Genomic DNA, 21519 nt, shown 5'->3' on the forward strand with positions numbered 1-21519 from the left:
ACAATCATGGACATCGGACTTCTGATCGACGGCGACAAAAGGGATGCGTCCGGCTCGGCCTCCTACGACCGCATGGACCCGTTCACCGGCAAACTGGCGACGCGCGCCGCCGCAGCCAGCATCGCCGACGCCAATGCCGCGGTCGAAGCCGCCGCGGTCGCCTTTCCGGCCTGGTCGAAGACCGGGCCTGGCGAGCGCCGCGCCTTGCTGTCAAAGGCTGCTGACGTGATGGCCTCGAAGGTCGGCGAATTCACCAGGCTGATGATGGAAGAGACCGGTGCTACTGGTCCCTGGGCCGGCTTCAATGTCATGCTGGCGGCCAACATGCTGCGCGAGGCGGCGGCGATGACGACGCAGATCTCGGGCGAGATCATCCCCTCCGACAAGCCGGGCACGCTGGCCATGGCAATCCGCCAGCCAGCCGGCGTCTGCCTCGGCATCGCGCCGTGGAACGCGCCGGTCATTCTCGGCACCCGCGCCGTGGCGATGGCGATCGCCTGCGGCAACACCGTAGTGCTGAAGGCCTCCGAAATGTGCCCCGGTACGCACCGGCTGATCGGCCAGGTGCTGGTCGAAGCCGGGCTGCCCAAGGGCGTCATCAATGTCGTCACCAACGATCCCAGGGATGCCGCCGGCATTGTCGAAGCTTTGGTCGCGCATCCCTCGGTCAAGCGCGTCAACTTCACCGGCTCGACCAAGGTCGGCAGGATCATCGCCAAACTCGCCGGTCGGCACCTGAAGCCGGCGCTGCTCGAACTCGGCGGCAAGGCGCCGCTGCTGGTGCTGGACGATGCCGACATCGACGCAGCGGTCAACGCCGCCACCTTCGGCGCCTTCATGCATCAGGGCCAGATCTGCATGTCGACCGAGCGCCTGATCGTCGACGAAAAGATCGCCGACGAGTTCGTCTCCAAGCTGGCTGCCCGCGCCTCGCAGCTGCCGGCCGGCGACCCGCGCGGCCATGTGGTGCTCGGTTCGCTGATCAGCAGCCAAGCGGCCGACAAGATGGAGGAACTCATTGCCGATGCCGTCGCCAAGGGTGCCAAGCTGGTGGCCGGCGGCAAGCGCACCGGCACCGTGGTGGAGGCGACATTGCTCGACCATGTCACGCCGGCGATGCGCGTCTACGCCGAAGAGTCCTTCGGGCCGGTCAAGCCGATCATCCGCGTCAAGGGCGAAGACGAGGCCGTGCGTGTCGCCAACGACACCGAATACGGCCTGTCGTCAGCCGTGTTCAGCCGCGACATCAAGCGCGCGTTTGCCGTCGCCGCGCGCATCGAGGCCGGCATCTGCCACATCAACGGCCCGACCGTCGGCGACGAAGCGCAGATGCCGTTCGGCGGCGTCAAGGGCTCAGGCTATGGCCGCTTCGGCGGCAAGGCCTCGATCGCCGAGTTCACCGATTTGCGCTGGGTGACGATCGAGGATCCGGGCCAGCATTATCCGTTCTGACCCGGCCCAGCATTGGGCGGTTCGACTTGGGCGATCAGATCGCCTGCGAAGGCGTGAAGCGAACGCTTGCGGATCGCATCTGCCCGGGCGCCAGTACGATGCAGCCGGTGTCGATGCCCGCGTCACTCCTGCGATTGAAGGCATCGGTGATGTTGCTGACCGGCTCGGCGCAGAAGAACGGCTCACCGGGCGGCGTGTAAAGGACAAGGAAATCGAGCGGCGCCTCGGCCTCGATGTCCAGCTGCCGTCCATGCTCCGGCCAGGAGATCCGCGCGCGGCGCGCCCATCCGGTGAAGACCGTGTCGAAGTCCGTCTCCGACACGTCGAAGCCCATAGTCGGGTTGGCGCCAGCGGGTGGCAGGACGTGCCGGGTGGGCAAGATTTCCGCATCGGTCTCCCACATGCCGGACACCCACGCCTGGACATGCGTCCACGGTGTCGACGGGAAATAGGGATGCAGCCCGAAGCCTGCCGGCATCGGCGTGTCCGAGAGGTTGCGCAGCGAGAGGGCAATGACCAGCCCGCCATCGACCAGCGAGATCGCTTGCCTTGCTTCATAGCTCCACGGCCAGGAATCGGCGGCATGGCGATAGGATAGGATGGTGGTGCTGGCTTCGTGCCGCACGACCGTCCATGGCCGACGCCAGCCATGGCCATGCTCATGGTGCGGATCGTCGGAGCTGGTCGGCAGTTCGACGGTGCGGCCGGCGAATTCGAAGCGGCCGCCCCTTATGCGGTTGGAATAGGGAACCAGCGGGAAGCAGGCCATGGCGCCGGCATCGCGGCTGTCGATCGCCGCCGGATCCGCAGGGCGCAGCCAATCCACGACGGAACCGTTTTGCCGCCAGCGATACGACGCCAGCGCGCCGCCGGCGGCAGGGGCAATCTCCACAGTCGCAATGCCATCGCCGATCGAGACCAGCTCTTGGTGCTGCTCGGCAACGGCAGCGGAATTCTTTGTCATCGGCACTCCCCCATCCCTTGACTCCAATCGCCACGCCTATAAGACATATCATATGAATAGTATGAAGAATAAGAAATCTTTCAGCACGGCGCGAACGTCGAGGATTGCGGTGGCGGTCGCCAGCGGCTCCACCGCTCTGCATGCGACCGTCGTCGAGCAGATCGGGTTGCGCATCGTGCAAGGCGATTTCCTGCCCGGCGAGGCACTGCCCAATGCCGACGATTCCAGCGAGATGCTGGGGGTCAGCCGCACGGTGCTGCGCGAGGCGATCAAGGTTCTGGCCGGCAAGGGGCTTGTCGAATCGCGGCCGAAGACCGGCACAAGGGTGCGTCCCCGCTCCGACTGGAATTTCCTCGATCCGGACGTCCTGTCGTGGCGCTACGCCAGCGGTGTCAGCGCCGACGATGTCCGGGCGCTGTTCGAGCTGCGCCGGGCCATCGAGCCGATGTCGGCCGCGCTCGCCGCCAAGCGCGCCACACCGGCACAGATTGCCGAGATCAATGCCGCGCTGGCTGAAATGGAAGCCGTTGTCGACGACGGCGATCGCTTCGCCAAGCCTGACCTTTTGTTCCACCAGACCATTCTGCGCATGACCGGCAATGAGCTGATCGGCTCGCTGGCGGCACTGGTCGAAACCGCATTGGTGATGAGCTTTCGCCTCTCCAACGACAATCCGGACGGGCAGCGCCATTCTTTGCCGCTGCATCGGGAAGTAGCCGAGAAGATTGCATCCGGCGACGCGGCCGGCGCGCAAAAGGCATTGCTGGTGCTCATCGACAATGCCGAGGAAGACGTGCGCCGCAGCGTCGAAAACCGCAACAAGCGCCGCCAGGATCGGGAACAGACATCGTGACCGACACCAAACGCAAACTGCGGTCCGAGGCCTGGTTCGGCGGCGAGGGCAAGAACGCCTTCATGCACCGCAGCTGGATGAAGAACCAGGGCATTCCCGCCGACGCTTTCGACGGCCGCCCGGTGATCGGCATCTGCAACACCTGGTCGGAACTGACCCCATGCAATGCCCATCTGCGCGCGCTGGCCGATCACGTCAAACGCGGCGTCTATGAAGCCGGCGGCTTGCCACTCGAATTCCCGGTGATGTCGCTGGGCGAGAGCAACATGCGCCCCACCGCCATGCTGTTTCGCAATCTGGTCAGCATGGATGTCGAAGAGTCCATCCGCGGCAATCCGATCGACGGCGTCATCCTGCTGGTCGGTTGCGACAAGACCACGCCGGCACTGCTGATGGGGGCTGCGTCGTGCAATCTGCCGACCATCGCTGTTTCCGGCGGGCCGATGCTCAACGGCAAGTTCCGCGGACAGGATATCGGTTCGGGCACCCATGTCTGGAAATTCGCCGAGGAAGTGAAGGCCGGTCGCATGCCGGTCGCCGACTTCCTCGCCGCAGAGCAGGGCCAGAGCCGATCGGCGGGCAGCTGCATGACGATGGGGACGGCCTCGACCATGGCCAGCATGGTCGAAGCGCTCGGCATCGGCATGCCGGACAATGCCGCGATCCCGGCTGTGGATTCACGCCGTGGCGTGCTCGCGCAGATGGCCGGACGCCAGATCGTCGATCTCGTGCGCAGGGACGTGACGATCGCGCAGATCCTCACCAGGCAAGCGTTCGAGAACGCCATTCGCGTCAACGGCGCGATCGGCGGCTCGACCAATGCGGTGCTGCATCTGATCGCCATCGCCAACCGGGTCGGTGTCGATCTCAGCCTGGACGACTGGGACCGACTTGGCCGCGACGTTCCAACCATTGTCGACCTGATGCCGTCAGGCCGGTTCCTGATGGAAGATTTCTACTACGCCGGGGGGCTAGCTGCGGTCATGGCGTCGCTTGATGAAGTGGGGCTTCTTCATCGCGACGCCATGACCGTCAGCGCCAAGACCATCGGTGAATTGATCGACGGCGCGCCCAACTACAACAGCGAGGTGATCCGGCCGCTGAGCCAGCCGCTGACCAAGGAAGGCGGCATCTCGATCCTGCGTGGCAATCTGGCGCCTGACGGGGCGGTCATCAAGCCGTCGGCGGCAACGCCCGAGCTGATGCAGCATCGTGGCAAGGCGGTGGTGTTCGAGAACATCGAGCACTACTACGCGCGCATCGACGACCCGGAGCTGGATATCGACGCCTCCTCGGTGATGGTGCTCAAGAACTGCGGGCCGCGCGGTTATCCCGGAATGGCCGAGGTCGGCAACATGCCGCTGCCGGCGAAACTGCTGAAGCAAGGCGTCTCCGACATGGTGCGCATTTCGGACGCGCGCATGAGCGGCACCGCCTACGGCACCGTGGTTCTGCATGTGGCACCGGAAGCAGCCGCAGGTGGCGCGCTGGCGCTGGTGCGCGACGGCGATCTCATCGAGCTCGATGTCGCCGGCCGCCGGCTGGAGCTTTTGATATCGGATGAGGAGCTAGCAATCCGCCGGCGTGACTGGCAGCCGCCAGCGCCACCGGAGGGCGGCTATCAAAGCCTTTATGTCGAGCGCGTTCTACAGGCCGACAAGGGCTGCGATTTCGACTTTCTCGTCGGCCGGCGCGATGCCGGCATTCCTCGGCATTCGCACTAGAGAGGCGCGCGATGACGGATGAAATCGGCTACGCGATCTATCCAAGCCTCAAGGGCCGCAGCGTCTTCATAACCGGCGGCGGCAGCGGCATCGGCGAAAGCCTGGTGCGCCATTTCTGCGCGCAAGGCAGCCGCGTCGCCTTCGTCGACATGGCCGAAGAACCATCCCAACGCCTGGTCGACGCGATCGCGGCCGAGGGACATGCCGCACCGCTCTTCATTCCCTGCGACCTGCGCAACGTGGAAGAGTTGCAGGCGGCAACCGTGCAGGCGAAGCAGCACAATGGCCCAATCCAGGCGCTGTGCAACAATGCCGGCAATGACGACCGCCACCAGACCAAGGACGTGACGGTTGCCTACTGGGACGACCGCATGGCGGTCAATCTGCGCCACCAGTTCTTCGCGGCGCAGGCGGTGCGTCCGCAGATGAGCACGTTGGGCGGCGGCTCGATCATCAATTTCGGCTCCATCACCTGGATGGTCGGCGATCCGGATTGCCCGGCCTATGTCACCGCGAAAGCCGCTGTCTACGGCATGACACGGGCGCTGGCCCGCGAACTTGGCCCCGAACGGATCCGCGTCAACTGCATGGTGCCGGGCTGGGTGATGACCGAGCGCCAGATGCGCCTGTGGCTGAACCCGGCCGGCGAACGCCAGATCGCGGAAAGGCAGTGCCTGCCCGACCGGCTGCAACCCTCCGATATCGCGCGCATGGCGCTGTTCCTCGCTGCCGACGACAGCCGCATGTGCACGAGTCAGCAGTTCATCGTCGATGCGGGCTGGGTGTGACCCGTACGGTTTCAAAGGAAGAAGGTTAGTTCATGCGTCTTGTTCAGTTCAGAATGGCCGACGGCAGCAGACGGGTTGGCCGTGTGTCGGATGATGGCAACCACCTGCACCCGCTCGACAAGACCAGCTCCGTGCTGGAGCTGGCCGAAGCGGCAATCGCCCAGGGCACGTCGATCGCAGCGCTGGTCGAGAAACGGACCGGCACCGCGACGATCGACTACGACCAGCTGTTGCGCGATGGCCGGGTGCTCGCTCCGGTCGACCATCCGGAACCGGCGCGCTTCCTGGTCACCGGCACGGGCCTGACCCATACGGGAAGTGCCGCTGCGCGCAACCAGATGCATATTCTGACCCATGGCGAAGGTGCCGACGAATCCGATTCCTTGAAAATCTTCCGCATGGGGCTGGAGGGCGGCAAGCCTGGCGCTGGCAAGATCGGCATCCAGCCGGAGTGGTTCTTCAAGGGTGTCGGCACCTGCGTTGTGCCGCCCGGCGCGCCGCTGCCGATGCCGGCATTCGCGAAAGCAGGTGCAGAGGAAGCCGAGATCGTCGGGCTTTATGTCAATGGGCCTGACGGCCATCCCTATCGCATCGGCTATGCGCTCGGAAACGAATATTCCGACCACGTGACGGAGGGCGAGAACTACCTCTACCTCGCCCATTCCAAGCTTCGCTCCTGTTCGATCGGTCCGGAACTGCTGATCGGCGACCTGCCCGAAGAAGTGCGCGGCCATTCGCGCATCCTGCGCGACGGCGCTGTCATCTGGGAGCAGGAATTCCTGTCGGGCGAAGCGCACATGTCGCACTCGATCGGCAATCTCGAACACTTCCATTTCCGCTACCCGATGCACCGCAGGGCGGGCGACCTGCATGCCTATTTCTTCGGCGCGGCGGTGATGAGCTACGCCTCCGGCGTCAAGACGGCTTCCGGCGACGAGTATGAAATCCAGGCACAGACATTCGGCAAGCCACTGCGCAACCGGATGGTGTCGGTGCCGGACGAGGGACTGGTCGCTGTCACCCAGCTGTGACGGCGAAGGTCCGGAAACTGCGGTCCACCAGAATGACAATGGGAGATTGAAAATGGGACTGAAAAAACTGTTTCTAAGAATGGCGACGATCGGGCTCGGCATCGGCCTGATGACATCGGCGGCGCTCGCCGCGAACCTGCGGGTTCTGGCCTGGGACGGCTACGCCGATGCCGACTGGGTCAAGGACTTCACCGCTGCAACAGGCATCGGCGTCGATGTCGTGTTCATCGGCAGCGATGACGAGATCTGGGCCAAGATCAAGGGCAGCGAAGGCCAGGACTTCGACGTCTTCGCCGTCAACACCGCCCAGCTGCAGCGCTACATCAAGGCCGACCTGGTGTCGCCGATCGACGTGACGAAGCTCGCCAACCAGAAGGAAGTGCTGCCGCGCTTCCGCGATCTGACGGCGGTGAGCGGCGTCACCAAGGACGGCAAGGTCTACGGCATTCCGTTCTGCTTCGACTCCATCGGCCTGATCTACGACACCGACAAGGTCAAGCCGGCGCCGACCTCGATGTCGGTTCTGTGGGACCCGGCATACAAGGGCAAGGTTCTGGCCTACGACAATGGCGAGCACAATTTCTCGTTCACCGCACTGACGCTCGGCTACAAGGATCCGTTCAACCTCAACGAAGAGCAGATGGCGGCGGTCAAGGCCAAGCTGGTCGAACTCAAGCGCAACGTGCTGAGCTTCTACACCACCGCCGACGAGGCGCAGCAGATCTACCAGAACAATGATGTGGCCCTGATCTGGGCCAATTACGGCCAGCAGCAGGTCAAGGCGCTGCAGAAGATCGGCGCTCATGTCGCCTACGTCAATCCAAGCGAGGGTGCGCTTGCCTGGCTCGACAACTGGGTCATTTCCAAGGGTGTCCGCGACAATGCGGCGGCCGAGAAGTGGATCGACTTCATGCTGAGCAAGAAGGTCAGCGGCGCGCTTTCCGAACGCACCGGCTTCGGCAACACCGTGGTCGAGTCGAGCAGCGCCGGCGGCAACGACAAGCTGGTCTGGCTCAACAATGTCGAGGACCCGCTCAAGCGTTCGGACATATGGAACGAGGTCAAGGCCACGCCCTGACCTTTCCGTTCTATGCCTTCGAAGGACCCGGCGGTCCGGAGGTTCCGGACCGCCGAAGCGTATGCGAGAGTATTTCATGAACCAGAACACCGACCTGCTGACGCTACGGTCCGTCTCGAAATCCTACGGCACGGTTCCCGTGCTGCACGACATCGACCTGTCGATCCGGGACGGTGAGTTCCTCACCGTGCTCGGGCCTTCGGGCTCCGGCAAGACCACGGTCCTGCGGCTGATCGGCGGGCTGGAGCCGCTGACCTCAGGCGAGATCCGGCTGGACGGCCAGGACATCAGCCGCATGCCGATCAACCGACGGCCGTTCAACACCGTGTTCCAGGATTATGCGCTGTTTCCACATCTGACCGTTTCCGGCAATGTCGGCTATGGGCTTTCGGTTCGCCATATCCAGCGCAAGGAAATCGCGCGCCGTGTCGCGGAGGCCCTCGACCTGGTCCAGCTCGGGCGTTTCGCCGACCGCTTTCCCGCGCAGCTCTCCGGCGGCCAACGCCAGCGCGTCGCACTCGCCCGTGCGCTGATCTGCCAGCCGCGCCTGATCCTGCTCGACGAGCCGCTGGCGGCACTCGACCTCGAACTGCGCCGGCAGATGCAAGTCTTCCTGAAATCTATCCAGCGCGAAATCAAGACCACCTTCCTGTTCGTCACCCATGACCAGGAAGAAGCCATCGGCATGGCCGATCGGATCTGCGTCATGGAGGCCGGCCATATCCGCCAGCTCGGCACGCCGCACGACCTCTACTACAAGCCGAATTGCGAGTTCGTCGCGCGCTTCTTCGGCGAGAACAATCTGGTGGCCGGGAAACTCGGACCGATCCAGGGCGAGCTGCGATCGATCGAGACGGCGCTCGGGCGCCTGGTCTGCTCGATCAGCAACCAGCCGCATTTGAAAGCCGCGACGGATGGCGCCAGCGCCTACGCTGCATTCCGCCCCGAGGCCTTGTATCTTGCGGATGCAAAGGACACCGACAACCGCTTTCCCGGTACGATCTCCGACATGGCCTTTGCCGGCTCATCGACCGTCGCCACCATCACGGCTGGCGCCGACAATGCCGCGCAACGCTTGCGGCTGCGCGTGCCGAGCCGGGTCGACGGCAGCGCGCTCAAATCCGGCGAGGCTGTATCGCTTTCGTTTGCGCCGCATGAAGGCCATCTGGTGCTGGCATGAGCAAAGCCGACTCGACGCTGCCTGCGGAAAGACGACTGTCGCTGCCGGTGACAGTACTGGCGTTTGCCTTGCCGGTGATCTTTGTCCTGGTGCCGCTGGCGATCTTCCTCGGTTACAGCTTCTTCAGCGTCGACCAGGGCACGATCGTCTACGGGTTGTCACTGGGCAACTATGCCAGATTCTTCACCGATCCGGTCTTTCTCCCGGTGTTCTGGAACACCATCGTGCTGTGCGTCTCGGTGGCCATCATCTGCATCCTGCTTGCCTATCCCGCCGCCTATTTCCTGACGACGCTGAAAGGCCGCTGGCGCTACGCCTTGCTGATGCTGCTCTTGGTGCCGCTGTTGATGAGCTACGTCATCAAGATCTATGCGATCCGCAGTATCCTCGGCCTCAACGGCTTCCTGAACAAGGCACTGGTGGCGCTCGGTATCCTGCAGGAACCGTCGACGCTTTTCGTGTTCAACATGAACGCCATCCTGCTGACATTGACCCTGCTCTTGATCCCCTTCGCCGTCCTGCCGATCTTCCTGTCGCTGGAGCGGATTCCGCAGGTGCTGCTGCGCGCCTCGGACGATCTCGGCGCGAGCGGCTTGCAGACCTTCCTGCGCATCACCTTGCCGCTCAGCCTGCCCGGCGTCGCTTCGGCGGCGAGCTTCGTCTTCGTGCTGGCGATCGGCGATTTCCTGACGCCGCAAATGGTCGGCGGGATCAGCGGCTTCACCTTCGGCCGCATCCTCTACAGCCAGTTCGGCACGGCCTATAACTGGCCCTTCGGCGCAGCGCTGTCGGTGGCGCTGGCCGTCGTGGTGATCGCGGCAATCCTCATCGGCGAACGCTTCGGGCGCAACCGGGGGATTTCGGTATGAGCGCCCTGCCCCGACTGTCCACCATCTTTCTGGCCGCGATCACGACACTGGTCGCGGTGCTGCTCTACAGCCCGCTGTTCGTACCGATCGTGTCGTCGTTCTTCACCATTTCGCATGGCAATGTCGACTGGTCGTCGCCGACCCTTGCAACCTATGTCGCGCTGACCGAGAATCACGACATATTGGCCGCCTTGCGTACCACGCTGATCGTTGGCGTCTGCACCGTCGTCCTGTCCGTGGTCAGCGGAACGCTGCTGGCACTCTACTATCACAGCCGGCGTTCCGGGCGTTCGCTCCTGCAGTTCATCATCTTCCTGCCGTTCCTGATGCCGCCGATCATCAGCGGCCTGGCGCTGCTGATCTTCTTCCGCGAAATCGGCCTCGAACGCTCGCTGCTGACGGTCGTCATCGGCCACACGGTCTTTGTGCTGGCGATCGTCTATCGCACGGTGCTGATGCGGCTGCAGTCGATGAGCCGCACGCTGGTCGAAGCGTCCTACGATCTCGGCGCCACGGGCTGGCAGACGTTCTGGCGCATCATCCTGCCGAACCTGTCGAGCGCCATGGTTGGCGGCGCCATCCTGGCCTTCGCGCTGTCGTTCGACGAGACGATGATCACCATCCTGGTCACCGGCACCCAGAGTACGCTGCCGGTCAGGCTGTGGGCGATGATGCGGCTTGGCTTCTCACCCGACATCAATGCGCTGGTGGCACTGATCCTGATGTTCACCGTGCTGCTCTGCGTGCTCGCCGCCCGGTTTCTCATCCCCAGGCAAGTCGCGACCGAACGGACTTGAGTGCAGGCAGATATCATCGAGGCAAGGCTGATGGACCGAGGTCGAAGACCCGTCCCCTATTGAGGATGTTCCTGGGGTCAAGGGCTGCCTTCAGCCGCCGCATGGTGGCGATCTCGGCATCGCTGCGCACCAGATGCAGCCACTTCTTCTTGTCGAGGCCGATACCATGTTCGGCCGAAACACCACCTCCGGCCGCCGCCACGCCGCGATAGACGATGTCATAGGCCGCCGCCGGATCGACCGTCAGGACCTGATAGTGCAGATTGCCATCGCCGAGATGGCCGAAGACATAGATGTCGGCGCCAGGGTCGATGGCATGGATGGCAGCGTCCGCCTCTTCCAGGAACGTTCCCATGCGCGCCAGCGGGATGCTGATGTCCACGCCGATCAGACCCTTGATCGAAAACAGGACGCGATTGGCGTCCTCCCGCACGTCCCAGAGGGCACGGAATTCGCGCGGCGACTGCGAGACCACCACATCGTCGATGACGCCATCCTCGACCGCCTGCATCAACACCTCGGCGAAGCGCTCGCCGTCGCGTTCCGGCTCGTTGCCCTGGATCTCGGCCAGCACATAGACGGGCGAGCCCGCCGGCAGCGGCGCCGGCATTGCCATGCTGGCGACCATGAGGTCATAGAGCGGTGCGAAGTTGACCTCATAGGCGGACAGGAGTGGACCGAGCTTTTGCCGCAGGAGCCCAAGCAGGGCGATCGCCGCGTCGAGCGAGGAGAGCGCGCAGAAAGCGTTGACCTCGGACGCCGGCTTGGGATGCAGCCTGAGCGCGGCGCGGGTGACGACGCCGAGGGTTCCTTCCGTGCCGATGAAGAGCTGGCTGAGGTCGTAGCCGGAATTGTCCTTGGGCAGGCCCTTGAGCGACGTCAGCACGCTGCCGTCGGCAAGCACGGCTTCCAGCCCCAGAACCTGCGCCCGGTACATGCCGTAGCGCAGCACACGGATGCCGCCGGCATTGGTGGCGACATTGCCGCCGATCGTGGCCGAACCGCGTGCGCCGATATCGACGCCGAACATCAGCCCGGCGCCGTCGGCTGCCTCCTGTACCGCCTGCAATGTCGCGCCCGCTTCGGCGACGATGCTGGCAGCCTGGCGATCCGGAACGGCAAGGCCGGTCATGCGCTCCAGCGACAGCACCACCTCACCCGGCTGCACACGCGCGGCGCCTGCCAGGCTGGTGCGTCCACCCTGGACGACAATTGGCTGACCGAGATCGTTGCATGCGGCAAGTGCTGCCGCGACACCTTCTGTATCACGCGGGCGCAGCACCGCTTCGGGAAGCGCGCCGAGCATGCCGTCGGGATCGTCGCGATAGCGCTGGTCCACCTCCGGACCGGCGAGCAAGCCGCCGGCGCCCAGCCGACTGTCGAGAGCAGATAGAAGTTGTTGTGTTTCGGGTGACATCGGCCAATCCTATTCATGATCGGCTTCTGGTCAAACTCTGATCGGTGCAAACGCCGCATGATCGGTCGTGACAATGTGGGGCTGGCCGACCGTCCGGCATCGATCGCGATGAGATCGGATCGACGCCGGACGACAAGTCGTTTTACTGAAGCTTCGCTTGCAGGGCGTTGACGTCGTCGGTGGTCATTTCGCCGTCGGTCGCCACCTTGCCGTCGACGATCTTCCACAGGCGGAAGGGGCCGGTGATGTCGCCATATTTGTCGAAGGCGACCGGGCCGATGACGCCTTCGTAGCGGATCGGCTTGCCGTCCTTGATCAGGCCGAGCGCTTTGGCGAACTCTTCCTTGCCAGCAAAGATCGGCGTGCCGGCCGGATCGACCGCCTTGTACATGGCGTCCTTGATCTTGGCCGGATCCTCCGAACCGGCAATGGCGATGGCGAGACCAACAATCGCGCCGGCGTCATAGGAACGGTCGGCCGCTGGATTGGTCGGTTCGATGCCGGAGAATTCCTTGTAGTTCTTGGTGAAATACTCCGTCGAGGCCGTCGGGCTGGTGCCGGACGACGTGCCGTAGGCTTCCTTCAGATAATCGGCGCCGACAGATTCAATGAAGTCCGGGCTGTTCATGCCGTCATTGAGCAGGAATTTCTGCACGCCGCCCTGCGAGATCCAGGTGCGGGCAACCGTGGCGCCGTCGACCGGCGTGCTGACGAGATAGAGCCCGTCCGGTTCGCCGGCCATCGCCGCCGTGACTTCCGATGCATAGCTCGACTGCTTCTCATTGTAAGGCGTGTCGGACACGATGGTGCCGCCGAGCGCTTTGTAGGCGCGCGAGAATTCGGCCACCATGTTGACGCCGAAGTCGTTGTTGACGTGGATGATCGACAGCTTCTTGAAGCCCTTGTCGACGGCATATTTGGCGGCGGCGACGCCCTGCAGCGCGTCCGAGGTGATGGTGCGGAAGAAGATGCCGTTGGTCTTGCCGTCGCGGCCGAGTGCGGTCAGCGTCGGCGAGGACGACGCCGGCGAGACCTGAACGATCTTGGCCGGTGCGGTGACCGAGGTCAGGATCGGGATCGACACCGACGAGATGATGCCGCCGATGATGACCGGCACCTTCTTGACCTGAACCAGCTGGGTGGCGGCGTCGACCGCGATGTTGCCCTGGCTCTGGCTGTCGCGCGTGTCGGTGATGAGATCGCAGCCGCGTACGCCGCCGGCGGCGTTGATGTCGCGGAAGGCCATCTCGACCGACTTGGCGCCGGCCTGGCCGTATTCGCCCGCCGGGCCGGTCAGTTCCATGACGAGGCCGACGGTGATCTTGCAATCGGCGGCCTGTGCCGCACCCGCCATCGTCACAAGAGCGAGCGCGGTTGTGAGTTGGAGTATCGTCTTTGCCATTGTTGTTCCCCTTTCGTTACTCAACTGTATTTGATCTCTGGAGCCTGTTTCAGCGTTCCGGCACCTGCAGCCAGGTTTCATGCAGATGTCGCCATTCGACGCCGTTGGGCGCCGATGAACTGGTGGTGAAGACGGCGCTCGACTGGCGACGGCTGTGCTTGCCCGCGCGTAGCTGCGCTTCGACATAAAGGACGACGATGGTATCGGCGTCCTGCCAGCCGGGCCGGATGTCCTCGATCGAAATGGCAAAACCGTCGTCGCAAGAGGCGCGGCTTGAGCGGACATGATCGACGACCGCTTCGCGATCGAGGACCTGCCCGTCCGGCGCCACCATGCTGAGGTCTTCGCCCATGGCGCGTTCGAAGCGGCCGAAGTCCACCGTGTTGGCTCGCGCGGCGACGAACCAGTCGACGAAGAAGCGATGCAGATCGATGATTTCGGCGCTGGCGCGTGAAAACAGGGAGGGTTCGCCGCTCATTTCTTCCCCGCATTGAGGTTGTAATGCATGATCGAACCGTGGCGGCCGTGGCGGTCGCGCTCCAGCGTGTAGACGTCACCCTCGAGGCCGGTGCCCTGCGCGATGATGGCCGCTATCTGCGCCCGGCCCTCGGCGTCGAGCGCAACGTCCATGGTTTTCGCATTGGCAATGGCGTGCGCCTGGTTGCGGGCGCCGACGATGACGGCCGCCACTTGCGGCTGCTCCAGCACCCAGGCGCTGGCGATGGTGGCAATGTCGACGCCATGGCGGTCGCCAACGGCCTTCAGTGCCTGAAGCAATTGCTGGAACAGGTCCCAGCCGCCGAAATCATCGATGATCAGCTTGTATTTGACCAGCGAACGGTTTTCGAGCGGCGTGACCGGTTCGGCCACGCCGAGCCATTTGTCGCTGAGAAAGCCGCCGGCAACTGAGCCATAGCAGAGGAAGCTGACGCCGTTCTTGGCGGCGAGGCCCACAAGGCTGTTGCCAGGCCGCTGGTCGAGCACCGAATATTGCAGTTGCTGGCTGACCAGCGGAATGCCGGCGGCGAGGATTTCGGCAAGCCGCGGCGTGTCAAAATTGGTGGTGCCGAGATTGCGCACCTTGCCTTCCAGCCGAAGTTCGTCGAGCCAGCCCATCGCCTCGACATAGCGAGGCTGATCATAGTCCCACCAGTGGAACTGCACGAGATCGAGCCGCTCGGTCTTCAGCCGCCGCAGCGACTGGTCGACAATGCCCCTGATGTAATCGCGGCTGATGCTGGCCAGCCGTTCGAGGTCGGGCACCAGCTTGGTGTGCACCTTCATCCGGGCCGCAACGTCGAGGCCGCGCTCGCTGGCCAGCCGCAGGCGCGCGGCGCCGATGAGCTCCTCGACACCGGTGTAGATGTCGGCGCAATCATAGGTCCAGATGCCGGCATCGAAAGTGGCGATCAGATCGGCAACCGCTTGGCTGCGGTCGATGGCGCCGTGGCCACCGGCCAGCTGCCAGCCGCCGCGAATGACGCGCGAGATGGTGTAGCCGGGGCCGAGTTCGAAGGTCTTGGCGGTCATGTCAGGTCATCCTCTTTCGGCAGCGGCACCGCCGTGGTCTCGGCGTGGCTGAACCGCCGCTTGGCCACCCTGACGATCCGGAGCCGGCTGGCGCAATTGGGATCGGGACAAGCGATCTCGGCGTCCGAGGTCATCCAGTCGTTCGGGTGGGTCAGGCGCTGCTTGGCCGCCAGCAGCGGCAACACGGCGGCGAGCGAATAGATCGAAAAGCCCTGCCCTGCCGGCATCGACAGCATCTCGCCCTTGAGCTCGAAATAGTCGCCGGCCTTGGCGCCGCAATAGATCGGTTTGCCCTTCGGGATGATCGCCTCGACGCGCAGATCGAACAGCTCGAAACTGTCGTCGGTCATGTCAAGCCTCCACCAGACTGAAGGTGACATCGCAGGCGCCGTTGCGGCGGATGACACCGCAAGCGGCGGCGAATTGATCGCGCTCCCCGGCACGCACCTGCGCCACCACGCTGCCGGCCAGCCAGCCGATCGGGAACAGCAGCCGCGCCCCCTGCCCGTAATAGAGGCCGATGTCGAAGATCGCATTGGGGTTGCCACCCCACATGTGTGGCGGCACATAGGATAGCACGATGTCGCCCGGCTGCGGCGTCAGCGTCGCGTTCTCGGCCGGCAACGGCCTGGCATAGGCCTGGCCCTCAAGATCGGCTGATGGAACCGGACATGAGATTTCCGGCCCTGTCCACATCGCATGGATGCCCGGGACGACGCGTGGCGTGCCGAGATAGGCCAAGAGGAAGGCAGCGTTTTCCGGTGCCTTCTCGGGCAGCAACAATGCCGTGACGGAAAGCTGCGAACGCGGCTCGGTGATCCTGATGGCGGTCATGTCTGGTCTTTCGCGGCGGCGGCCTGCAGCTTGCTGCGCAGGAAGGTGAAGGGTCGGCTGATGTCGGCGACCAGTGATTCACGCGCGGCCTGCGCATCCTGCGTGGACAGCGCCGTGACGATGCGGCGGTGATACTGGGCGGTGTCGACCTCGCCAGCTTCCGAGAAGGCATAGATGGCGACGCGGATGCAGGGACCCGATTGCAGCCACAGGCTCTCGATCATCGGGATCAGCACGGCCGAGCCGCAGGAACGATAAATCTCGAAATGAAAGCTCTGGTTGAGCGTCACTTCGCGATCGACGTCCTTCTTGTGCTTCAACGCCCGCATTTCGTCCCATTCGGCAAGAATGGTTTCGATGGTAGCGATCTGGCGCGGCCCCATGCGGGCGGCGGCCAGTGCGATTGCCTCGCCTTCGATCAGGATGCGGGCACGCAGGAGATCGTCGAGGCGTTCCAGCGTGATCGGCGGCACGCGCACCGAACGATTGGGCAGCGCCTCCAGCGCCTTTTCCGTGATCAGCCGGCCGAGTGCCTCGCGCACCGGCATGGTCGAGGTGACCAGCGCATCGGCAAGGCCACGGATGGTCAGCACCTGGCTCGGCTCGAACAGGCCGCCAATCAAGGCGCGGCGCAGTTCGGAGTAGACACGGTCCTGCACGGTTTCGCGGCCGACCGGCGCAAGCTGGGCAGCGATCGCCTCGTTGTTCTTTTCGATGGCAGCCTTTTGCATGGAATTCCGTTCTTGGCCGGTTTTCGGCTTGCGGATGAAATTAAAGCCGAATAGCGTGATCAAAGCAAGTGTGATCACAAATCATAATCAGGAGGCGGCAACGATCGCCTTCGGCCAGAGGGTTTGATGAGCGAGGCAACCAAACGGCAAGGGGAAACCCGCGCGCCGGTTCTGACGGCAAAAAATGTCGTCAGGCGGTTCGGTGGCCTTGTCGCGGTCAACGACGTCTCGTTTGACGTCAAAGCGGGAGAAATCCTCGGCCTGATCGGCCCCAACGGCGCCGGCAAGACGACGATGTTCGATCTGCTCGCCGGCAGCATCCTGCCGACCAGCGGCGAGATCCTGCTCAACGGCACGCCTGTGTCGGGCGAAGCCGCGCATCTGCGCATCGGCCGTGGCCTTGGCCGCACCTTCCAGATCCCGCGCCCGCTGCCCAATCTGACGCTGATCGAAAACATCATGCTGGCGGCACAGGGCCAGGCCGGCGAAAAGCTGCTCGCCAATTTCGTCACGCCATGGCGGGTGGCGGCGCAGGAGAGAGCCGCTAGGGCAAAGGCGCTCGAACTGCTGGAACTGGTCACCCTCACCCACCTCGCGCACGAGCCGGCGCGCGTGCTTTCGGGCGGCCAGCGCAAGCTGCTCGAACTCGCCCGCGTGATGATGGCCGACCCGGCGATCATCCTGCTCGACGAACCGGCGGCCGGCGTCAACGCGACGCTGCTCGAAGTCATCATCGACCGCATCCGCGACATCAATGCGCGCGGCATCACCTTCCTGCTGATCGAGCATAACATCGACATGGTGACGCGGCTCTGCCATCGCGTCCTGGTCATGGCGAGCGGCCAGTTGCTCAGCGAAGGTACGGCCGAAGAGGTCGCGCGCGACCCGCGCGTCATCGAGGCCTATCTCGGAGGCGCCGCATGAGCGAGATCGTCCTCGATGTCCGCGGCCTTGAAGCTGGTTACGAGCCCGGCGTGCCGATCGTGCGCGGCGCCTCGATCACCGTCAAAAAAGGCGAGATCGTCGTCGTGCTCGGCCCCAACGGCGCCGGCAAGTCGAGCTTCATCAAGGCCATCGCCGGCCTCGTCCCGATCACCGGCGGCACGGTGTTTTTGGACGGCAAGGACATCACGGCCGCCCCCGCGCACACCATGGTGCGGCTTGGGCTGGCCTTCGTACCGCAGACCGAAAACATCTTCCCGCTGATGTCGGTCGAGGACAATTTAAAAGTTGCCTGCGGCATCCTCGAGCGGCGCGAAATCCCTGCCCGCATCGAGGAAATGTATACCGCCTTCCCCGACCTCGTGCGCCAGCGCCGCACCGCCGCCGGCAACCTGTCGGGCGGACAGCGGCAGATGCTCGCCGTTGCCCGGGCCCTGATCGTCCATCCCAAGGTGCTGGTGCTCGACGAACCGTCGGCCGGCCTGTCGCCGAAATTCGTGTCGATGGTGTTCGAGATGCTGGCCGGCATCCGCAAATCCGGCGTCACCATCCTGCTCGTCGAGCAGAACGCCAAGGCAGCGCTCGCCATCGGCGACCGCGCCTATGTGCTGGTCGAGGGCAAGGACCGGCACGAGGGCATCGCCTCCGAACTGTGGAACGATCCGGTGGTCGCCGAACTCTATCTCGGCCAGCGCCCGCTGCACGCCGAGAAAGGAGGGGGGGCATGAGCCTGCAATTTGTCGTCGACGGGCTGCTGACGGGGTCGATGATCGGCCTTGGCGCGATCGGGGTGACGCTCACCTATTCGATCCTGCGCTTCTCGAACTTTGCCCATGGCGACTTCATGGCCTGGGGCACCTATGCGACGCTGGCCGTCGTCAGCGCCATCGGCGCGACATTCGGCAAGGTGGCACCCATTGGTTCCCTCTCCTTCGGCTGGCCGCTGATTGTGGCACTGATCGTCGGCATCGCCTTCACCGCCCTCTTGGCGTTGCTGCTCGACAAAGTGCTGTTCGCGCGGCTTCGCTCGCAAGGCCAGGCGATCATCGTGGTGATGGCGAGCTTCGGCGCCTCGATGGCGCTGAGAAGCCTGCTCGAATTCACCTTCACCTCGCGGCCGACCTATTTCAGCCGGGCGATCCAGATCGCCATGCCGGTCGGCTTCGGCATCCGCATCACGCCCGACCAGATCGCGCTTTTGCTGCTGACAGCGGTGCTGGTGTTCGGCGTGCATCTGTTGATGACGCGCACGCAAACCGGCCGCTCGATGCAGGCCCTGAGCCAGAACGCGGCATTGGCCCGCATCGTCGGCATCGACGTCGCCAGCGTGGTGCGCGTCACCTGGATCATCGGCGGGGCGCTTGCCTGCGTCGCCGGCGTGATGATCGGCGTTCTGGTGCAGATCCGCCCGTTCATGGGCTTCGACATGCTGTTGCCGATGTTTGCCGCCGCCATTCTCGGCGGCATCGGCAGCATCCCCGGTGCGGTGCTCGGCGGCCTGATCATCGGGCTCGCCGAAGCGGGTGCCGTGCAATTGATCGGCGCCGAATGGCGCGCCGCCGTCTCCTTCATCATCCTGATGGCGGTGCTGTTCGCGCGGCCGATCGGCCTGTTTGGTGTGAGGGAACGCTGATGGACCTGCTCGGCTACGGCGCCTTCTTCCTGACTACCGCGCTGATCTTCTCGCTGGTCACGCTGGGGCTCAATTTGCAATGGGGCCTGACCGGGCTGTTCAATGTCGGCCTCGCCGGCTTCGTCGCCATCGGCGCCTACACCTCAGCGCTGCTGACGACACCGGACGATGCCGCGCGGCTGGGCGGCTTCGGCCTGCCGATCCTTGTCGGCTGGCTCGGCGCCATGGTCGTCGGCGGCATCGCCGCTGCCCTTACCGGCATGGCGACGCTGCGGCTGCGATCCGACTATCTGGCGATCACCACCTTCGGCGTCGCCGTCGTCGTGCAACTGGTCGCGCTCAACGCGCAAAGGTTGACCGGCGGACCGTTCGGCATCGGCTTCATCCCGCGCCCCTTTGGCGGCCTTGCCGAGACGCCGCTGCTGTTCAACCTGTCCAACCTTGCCGTGGTCTCGGTCGTCACGCTGATCGCCTATCTCGCTTTGGAGCATCTGTCGCGCAGCCCATGGGGACGTGTCTTGAAGGCGCTGCGCGAGGATGAGCGGGCGGCGATATCGCTGGGCAAGAGCGCGCGTTTCTATCGCGTCCAGGCCTTTGCCGTCGGCGGCGCTATCATGGCGCTGGCCGGCGCGCTGCAGGCGCATTTCACCGGCTTCATCGCGCCGGACAATTATCTGCCGATCCTGACCTTCCAGGTCTGGGTGATGCTGATCGTCGGCGGCTCTGGCAGCAATCTGGGCGCTGTCATCGGCAGCATCCTGGTCTGGGCGATATGGGCCGGATCGGGCACGCTGACCAGCATCCTGTTCCCGCCCGAACAGCAGGCGCGCGCCGCCGCGCTGCAGATCGCCGCCATCGGCGCTATGCTCTGCGTCATCCTGCTGATCCGGCCGAACGGCCTGTTCGGCGACAGGCCTCGGCGGCCCCGCTTCAGCAAGCGGGCGAAGATCGCTGCGGGCGAGAGCAGTTCCGGCTCATGAATGCCGTGATCCGGCAGGAGGCACAAGGCGCTTCGCTGTGGCATGCCGTCAGCCGCAACCGGCGCGAGCGGCCAGCGCTGCAAGGCGGGATCGATGTCGACCTGGCCATCGTCGGCGGCGGCTTTTCCGGCCTTTCAACCGCGCTGCACGCCGCCGGGAAAGGCATTTCCGTCGCCGTTCTCGAAGCCGAATTCATCGCCTGGGGCGCGACCGGCAGGAATGCGGGCTTCGTCGTACCGAACTTCGCCAAGATGGACCCGGTCGACATACTGGCCCACCTCGGACCTTCGCGCGGCGAAAGGCTGATCGATTTCGCCGCCGGCAGCGCCGACCTGGTTTTCCGCCTGATCCGGCAGCATGGCATCGACTGCAACGCCGTGCCTAACGGGTGGATCCAGCCGGCGCATTCGCCTGCCGCCTTCGAGAAGGTCAAGTCACGCGCGGGGCAATGGGCGCAGCGCGGCAGGCCGGCAGTCACATTGGATCGGCAGGAAATCGAAGCCCTGACGGGCGTGCCAGGGTATATCGGCGGCTGGATGGATCGTTCCGGCGGCGTGCTCAATCCAGTCACCTACGCGCGCGGGCTCGCCGATGCGGCGGAGAAGGCCGGCGCGAAGATCTTCGAGCAGACGCGCGTCACCTCGGTTGATCGCGTAGCCGATGGTTGGATGCTGAAAACGCCGGCGGGATCGGTACGAGCCGCAAAGGTGTTGATCGCCACCAACGCCTATGGCTGGTCCCTCAATCCGACATTGCAGCGAACCCATTTCCCGCTGAAAGTCTTCCAGATCGCGACAGCGCCATTGCCTCGTGAAGTACGCAGCCGGTTGCTTCCCGGCGGGCAAGGTGTCGGCGACACCCGGCGCAATCTCTTCACCTTCCGCTTCGACGCGGATAACCGGCTGATCAGCGGCGGCATGCATATTCTTGGTGCCGGCGCCGATACGCGCGTGCCGCAAACCATCTGGCGGCGCCTCGCCAGGCATCTCGATTTGCCTGACCTGCCGCCGCTTGCCTATAGCTGGTCGGGGGTGGCCGCGGTCGAACCGGATTTCCTGCCGCACCTCATGGACCTCGGGCCGGGGCTGATCGCCGGCCGCGCCTGCAACGGGCGCGGCATTGCCATGACGACGGCGATGGGCAAGGTGCTGGCGGACTGGGCCGCCGGAACCGAGGCGCGTGATTTGCCGCTGCCATTTGCGCCGCCGGCGCCGATCCCGTTCCATGCCTTGCTGCGGCATGCGCCCAACATGCTGCTTGGCTGGAGCATGCTGCGCGATCGGCTGGACGAGACGAGCTAGACAGTCACTTCAC

The 21519-nt window shown here is 64.5% G+C and carries 22 protein-coding genes; 14 read left to right on the forward strand and 8 right to left on the reverse strand.

The window, feature by feature from the left end; genetic code table 11:
* Nucleotides 1-6: 6 nt before the first annotated feature.
* On the forward strand, nt 7-1452 hold the full coding sequence (locus EN993_RS02515) for an aldehyde dehydrogenase (RefSeq protein ID WP_127262292.1): 1446 nt from the start codon (nt 7-9) through the stop codon (nt 1450-1452).
* Between the two features lie 34 nt (nt 1453-1486).
* Here the strand turns inward: EN993_RS02515 and EN993_RS02520 are convergent, their stop codons facing one another.
* A complete protein-coding gene (locus tag EN993_RS02520; RefSeq protein WP_127262293.1) occupies nt 1487-2416 on the reverse strand; it encodes an aldose 1-epimerase in 930 nt (309 codons plus the stop codon).
* A 109-nt stretch (nt 2417-2525) separates the two neighbouring features.
* Here EN993_RS02520 and EN993_RS02525 point away from each other — a divergent pair, with 109 nt between their 5' ends.
* The 8 genes from EN993_RS02525 (at nt 2526) to EN993_RS02560 (ending at nt 10736) form a co-directional block, all read left to right on the forward strand.
* Complete coding sequence (locus EN993_RS02525; RefSeq protein ID WP_126071050.1) at nt 2526-3269, forward strand: FadR/GntR family transcriptional regulator; 744 nt, start codon at nt 2526-2528, stop codon at nt 3267-3269.
* Nucleotides 3266-4993, forward strand: coding sequence for an IlvD/Edd family dehydratase (locus EN993_RS02530; protein ID WP_127262294.1), 1728 nt, complete (start codon nt 3266-3268; stop codon nt 4991-4993). The genes EN993_RS02525 and EN993_RS02530 overlap by 4 nt, the downstream gene beginning before the upstream one ends.
* Before the next feature lie 11 nt (nt 4994-5004).
* Nucleotides 5005-5781 (forward strand): SDR family oxidoreductase, encoded by a 777-nt coding sequence (locus tag EN993_RS02535; protein ID WP_127262295.1) that lies wholly within the window; start codon nt 5005-5007, stop codon nt 5779-5781.
* Nucleotides 5782-5813: 32 nt separating this feature from the next.
* Nucleotides 5814-6812 carry an AraD1 family protein gene (gene araD1 / locus EN993_RS02540; protein ID WP_127262296.1) on the forward strand — a complete coding sequence of 333 codons (999 nt, stop codon included), beginning with the start codon at nt 5814-5816 and terminating at the stop codon, nt 6810-6812.
* Between the two features lie 52 nt (nt 6813-6864).
* Entirely contained in the window at nt 6865-7890 is a 1026-nt protein-coding gene (locus EN993_RS02545) for an ABC transporter substrate-binding protein (RefSeq protein WP_127262297.1), read from the forward strand.
* A gap of 76 nt (nt 7891-7966) precedes the next feature.
* On the forward strand, nt 7967-9070 hold the full coding sequence (locus tag EN993_RS02550) for an ABC transporter ATP-binding protein (RefSeq protein WP_127262298.1): 1104 nt from the start codon (nt 7967-7969) through the stop codon (nt 9068-9070).
* Nucleotides 9067-9939 carry an ABC transporter permease gene (locus tag EN993_RS02555; RefSeq protein ID WP_127262299.1) on the forward strand — a complete coding sequence of 291 codons (873 nt, stop codon included), beginning with the start codon at nt 9067-9069 and terminating at the stop codon, nt 9937-9939. Before EN993_RS02550 ends, EN993_RS02555 begins: the two co-directional genes overlap by 4 nt.
* Entirely contained in the window at nt 9936-10736 is an 801-nt protein-coding gene (locus EN993_RS02560) for an ABC transporter permease (RefSeq protein WP_127262300.1), read from the forward strand. Before EN993_RS02555 ends, EN993_RS02560 begins: the two co-directional genes overlap by 4 nt.
* A gap of 13 nt (nt 10737-10749) precedes the next feature.
* Here EN993_RS02560 and EN993_RS02565 read toward each other — a convergent pair whose 3' ends face one another.
* The 7 genes from EN993_RS02565 to EN993_RS02595 all read right to left on the reverse strand — a co-directional run bounded on the left by EN993_RS02565 (nt 10750) and on the right by EN993_RS02595 (nt 16650).
* A complete protein-coding gene (locus EN993_RS02565) occupies nt 10750-12153 on the reverse strand; it encodes an FAD-binding oxidoreductase (RefSeq protein ID WP_109661784.1) in 1404 nt (467 codons plus the stop codon).
* Nucleotides 12154-12295: 142 nt separating this feature from the next.
* The gene (locus EN993_RS02570) at nt 12296-13555 is read right to left on the reverse strand and encodes an ABC transporter substrate-binding protein (protein WP_109661782.1); all 1260 of its coding nucleotides are present in this window, start codon (nt 13553-13555) and stop codon (nt 12296-12298) included.
* Between the two features lie 49 nt (nt 13556-13604).
* A complete protein-coding gene (locus EN993_RS02575) occupies nt 13605-14033 on the reverse strand; it encodes a DUF4440 domain-containing protein (protein WP_109661780.1) in 429 nt (142 codons plus the stop codon).
* Nucleotides 14030-15085: an aldo/keto reductase gene (locus EN993_RS02580; RefSeq protein WP_127262301.1), complete on the reverse strand. Its 1056-nt coding sequence runs from the start codon at nt 15083-15085 to the stop codon at nt 14030-14032. Before EN993_RS02580 ends, EN993_RS02575 begins: the two co-directional genes overlap by 4 nt.
* Nucleotides 15082-15435, reverse strand: a complete 354-nt coding sequence (locus EN993_RS02585; RefSeq protein ID WP_126068219.1) for a TIGR04076 family protein — start codon at nt 15433-15435, stop codon at nt 15082-15084. Before EN993_RS02585 ends, EN993_RS02580 begins: the two co-directional genes overlap by 4 nt.
* A gap of 1 nt (nt 15436) precedes the next feature.
* Complete coding sequence (locus tag EN993_RS02590; protein ID WP_109661775.1) at nt 15437-15919, reverse strand: DUF3830 family protein; 483 nt, start codon at nt 15917-15919, stop codon at nt 15437-15439.
* Nucleotides 15916-16650: a GntR family transcriptional regulator gene (locus tag EN993_RS02595; RefSeq protein ID WP_013532980.1), complete on the reverse strand. Its 735-nt coding sequence runs from the start codon at nt 16648-16650 to the stop codon at nt 15916-15918. The genes EN993_RS02590 and EN993_RS02595 overlap by 4 nt, the downstream gene beginning before the upstream one ends.
* Before the next feature lie 126 nt (nt 16651-16776).
* On the opposite strand from EN993_RS02595, the gene EN993_RS02600 reads away from it, so the two are divergent.
* The 5 genes from EN993_RS02600 to EN993_RS02620 are packed head-to-tail and all read left to right on the forward strand — an operon-like array spanning nt 16777 to nt 21506.
* Nucleotides 16777-17574, forward strand: a complete 798-nt coding sequence (locus EN993_RS02600; RefSeq protein ID WP_109661772.1) for an ABC transporter ATP-binding protein — start codon at nt 16777-16779, stop codon at nt 17572-17574.
* Nucleotides 17571-18320 carry an ABC transporter ATP-binding protein gene (locus EN993_RS02605; protein WP_109661770.1) on the forward strand — a complete coding sequence of 250 codons (750 nt, stop codon included), beginning with the start codon at nt 17571-17573 and terminating at the stop codon, nt 18318-18320. The genes EN993_RS02600 and EN993_RS02605 overlap by 4 nt, the downstream gene beginning before the upstream one ends.
* Entirely contained in the window at nt 18317-19225 is a 909-nt protein-coding gene (locus EN993_RS02610) for a branched-chain amino acid ABC transporter permease (protein ID WP_127262302.1), read from the forward strand. Before EN993_RS02605 ends, EN993_RS02610 begins: the two co-directional genes overlap by 4 nt.
* A complete protein-coding gene (locus EN993_RS02615) occupies nt 19222-20205 on the forward strand; it encodes a branched-chain amino acid ABC transporter permease (protein ID WP_164757519.1) in 984 nt (327 codons plus the stop codon). The genes EN993_RS02610 and EN993_RS02615 overlap by 4 nt, the downstream gene beginning before the upstream one ends.
* Nucleotides 20202-21506, forward strand: coding sequence for an FAD-dependent oxidoreductase (locus EN993_RS02620; protein ID WP_127262304.1), 1305 nt, complete (start codon nt 20202-20204; stop codon nt 21504-21506). Before EN993_RS02615 ends, EN993_RS02620 begins: the two co-directional genes overlap by 4 nt.
* Nucleotides 21507-21519: the final 13 nt, after the last annotated feature.

This window comes from Mesorhizobium sp. M7D.F.Ca.US.004.01.2.1 (genome assembly GCF_003997785.1).
GTDB lineage: Bacteria > Pseudomonadota > Alphaproteobacteria > Rhizobiales > Rhizobiaceae > Mesorhizobium > Mesorhizobium loti.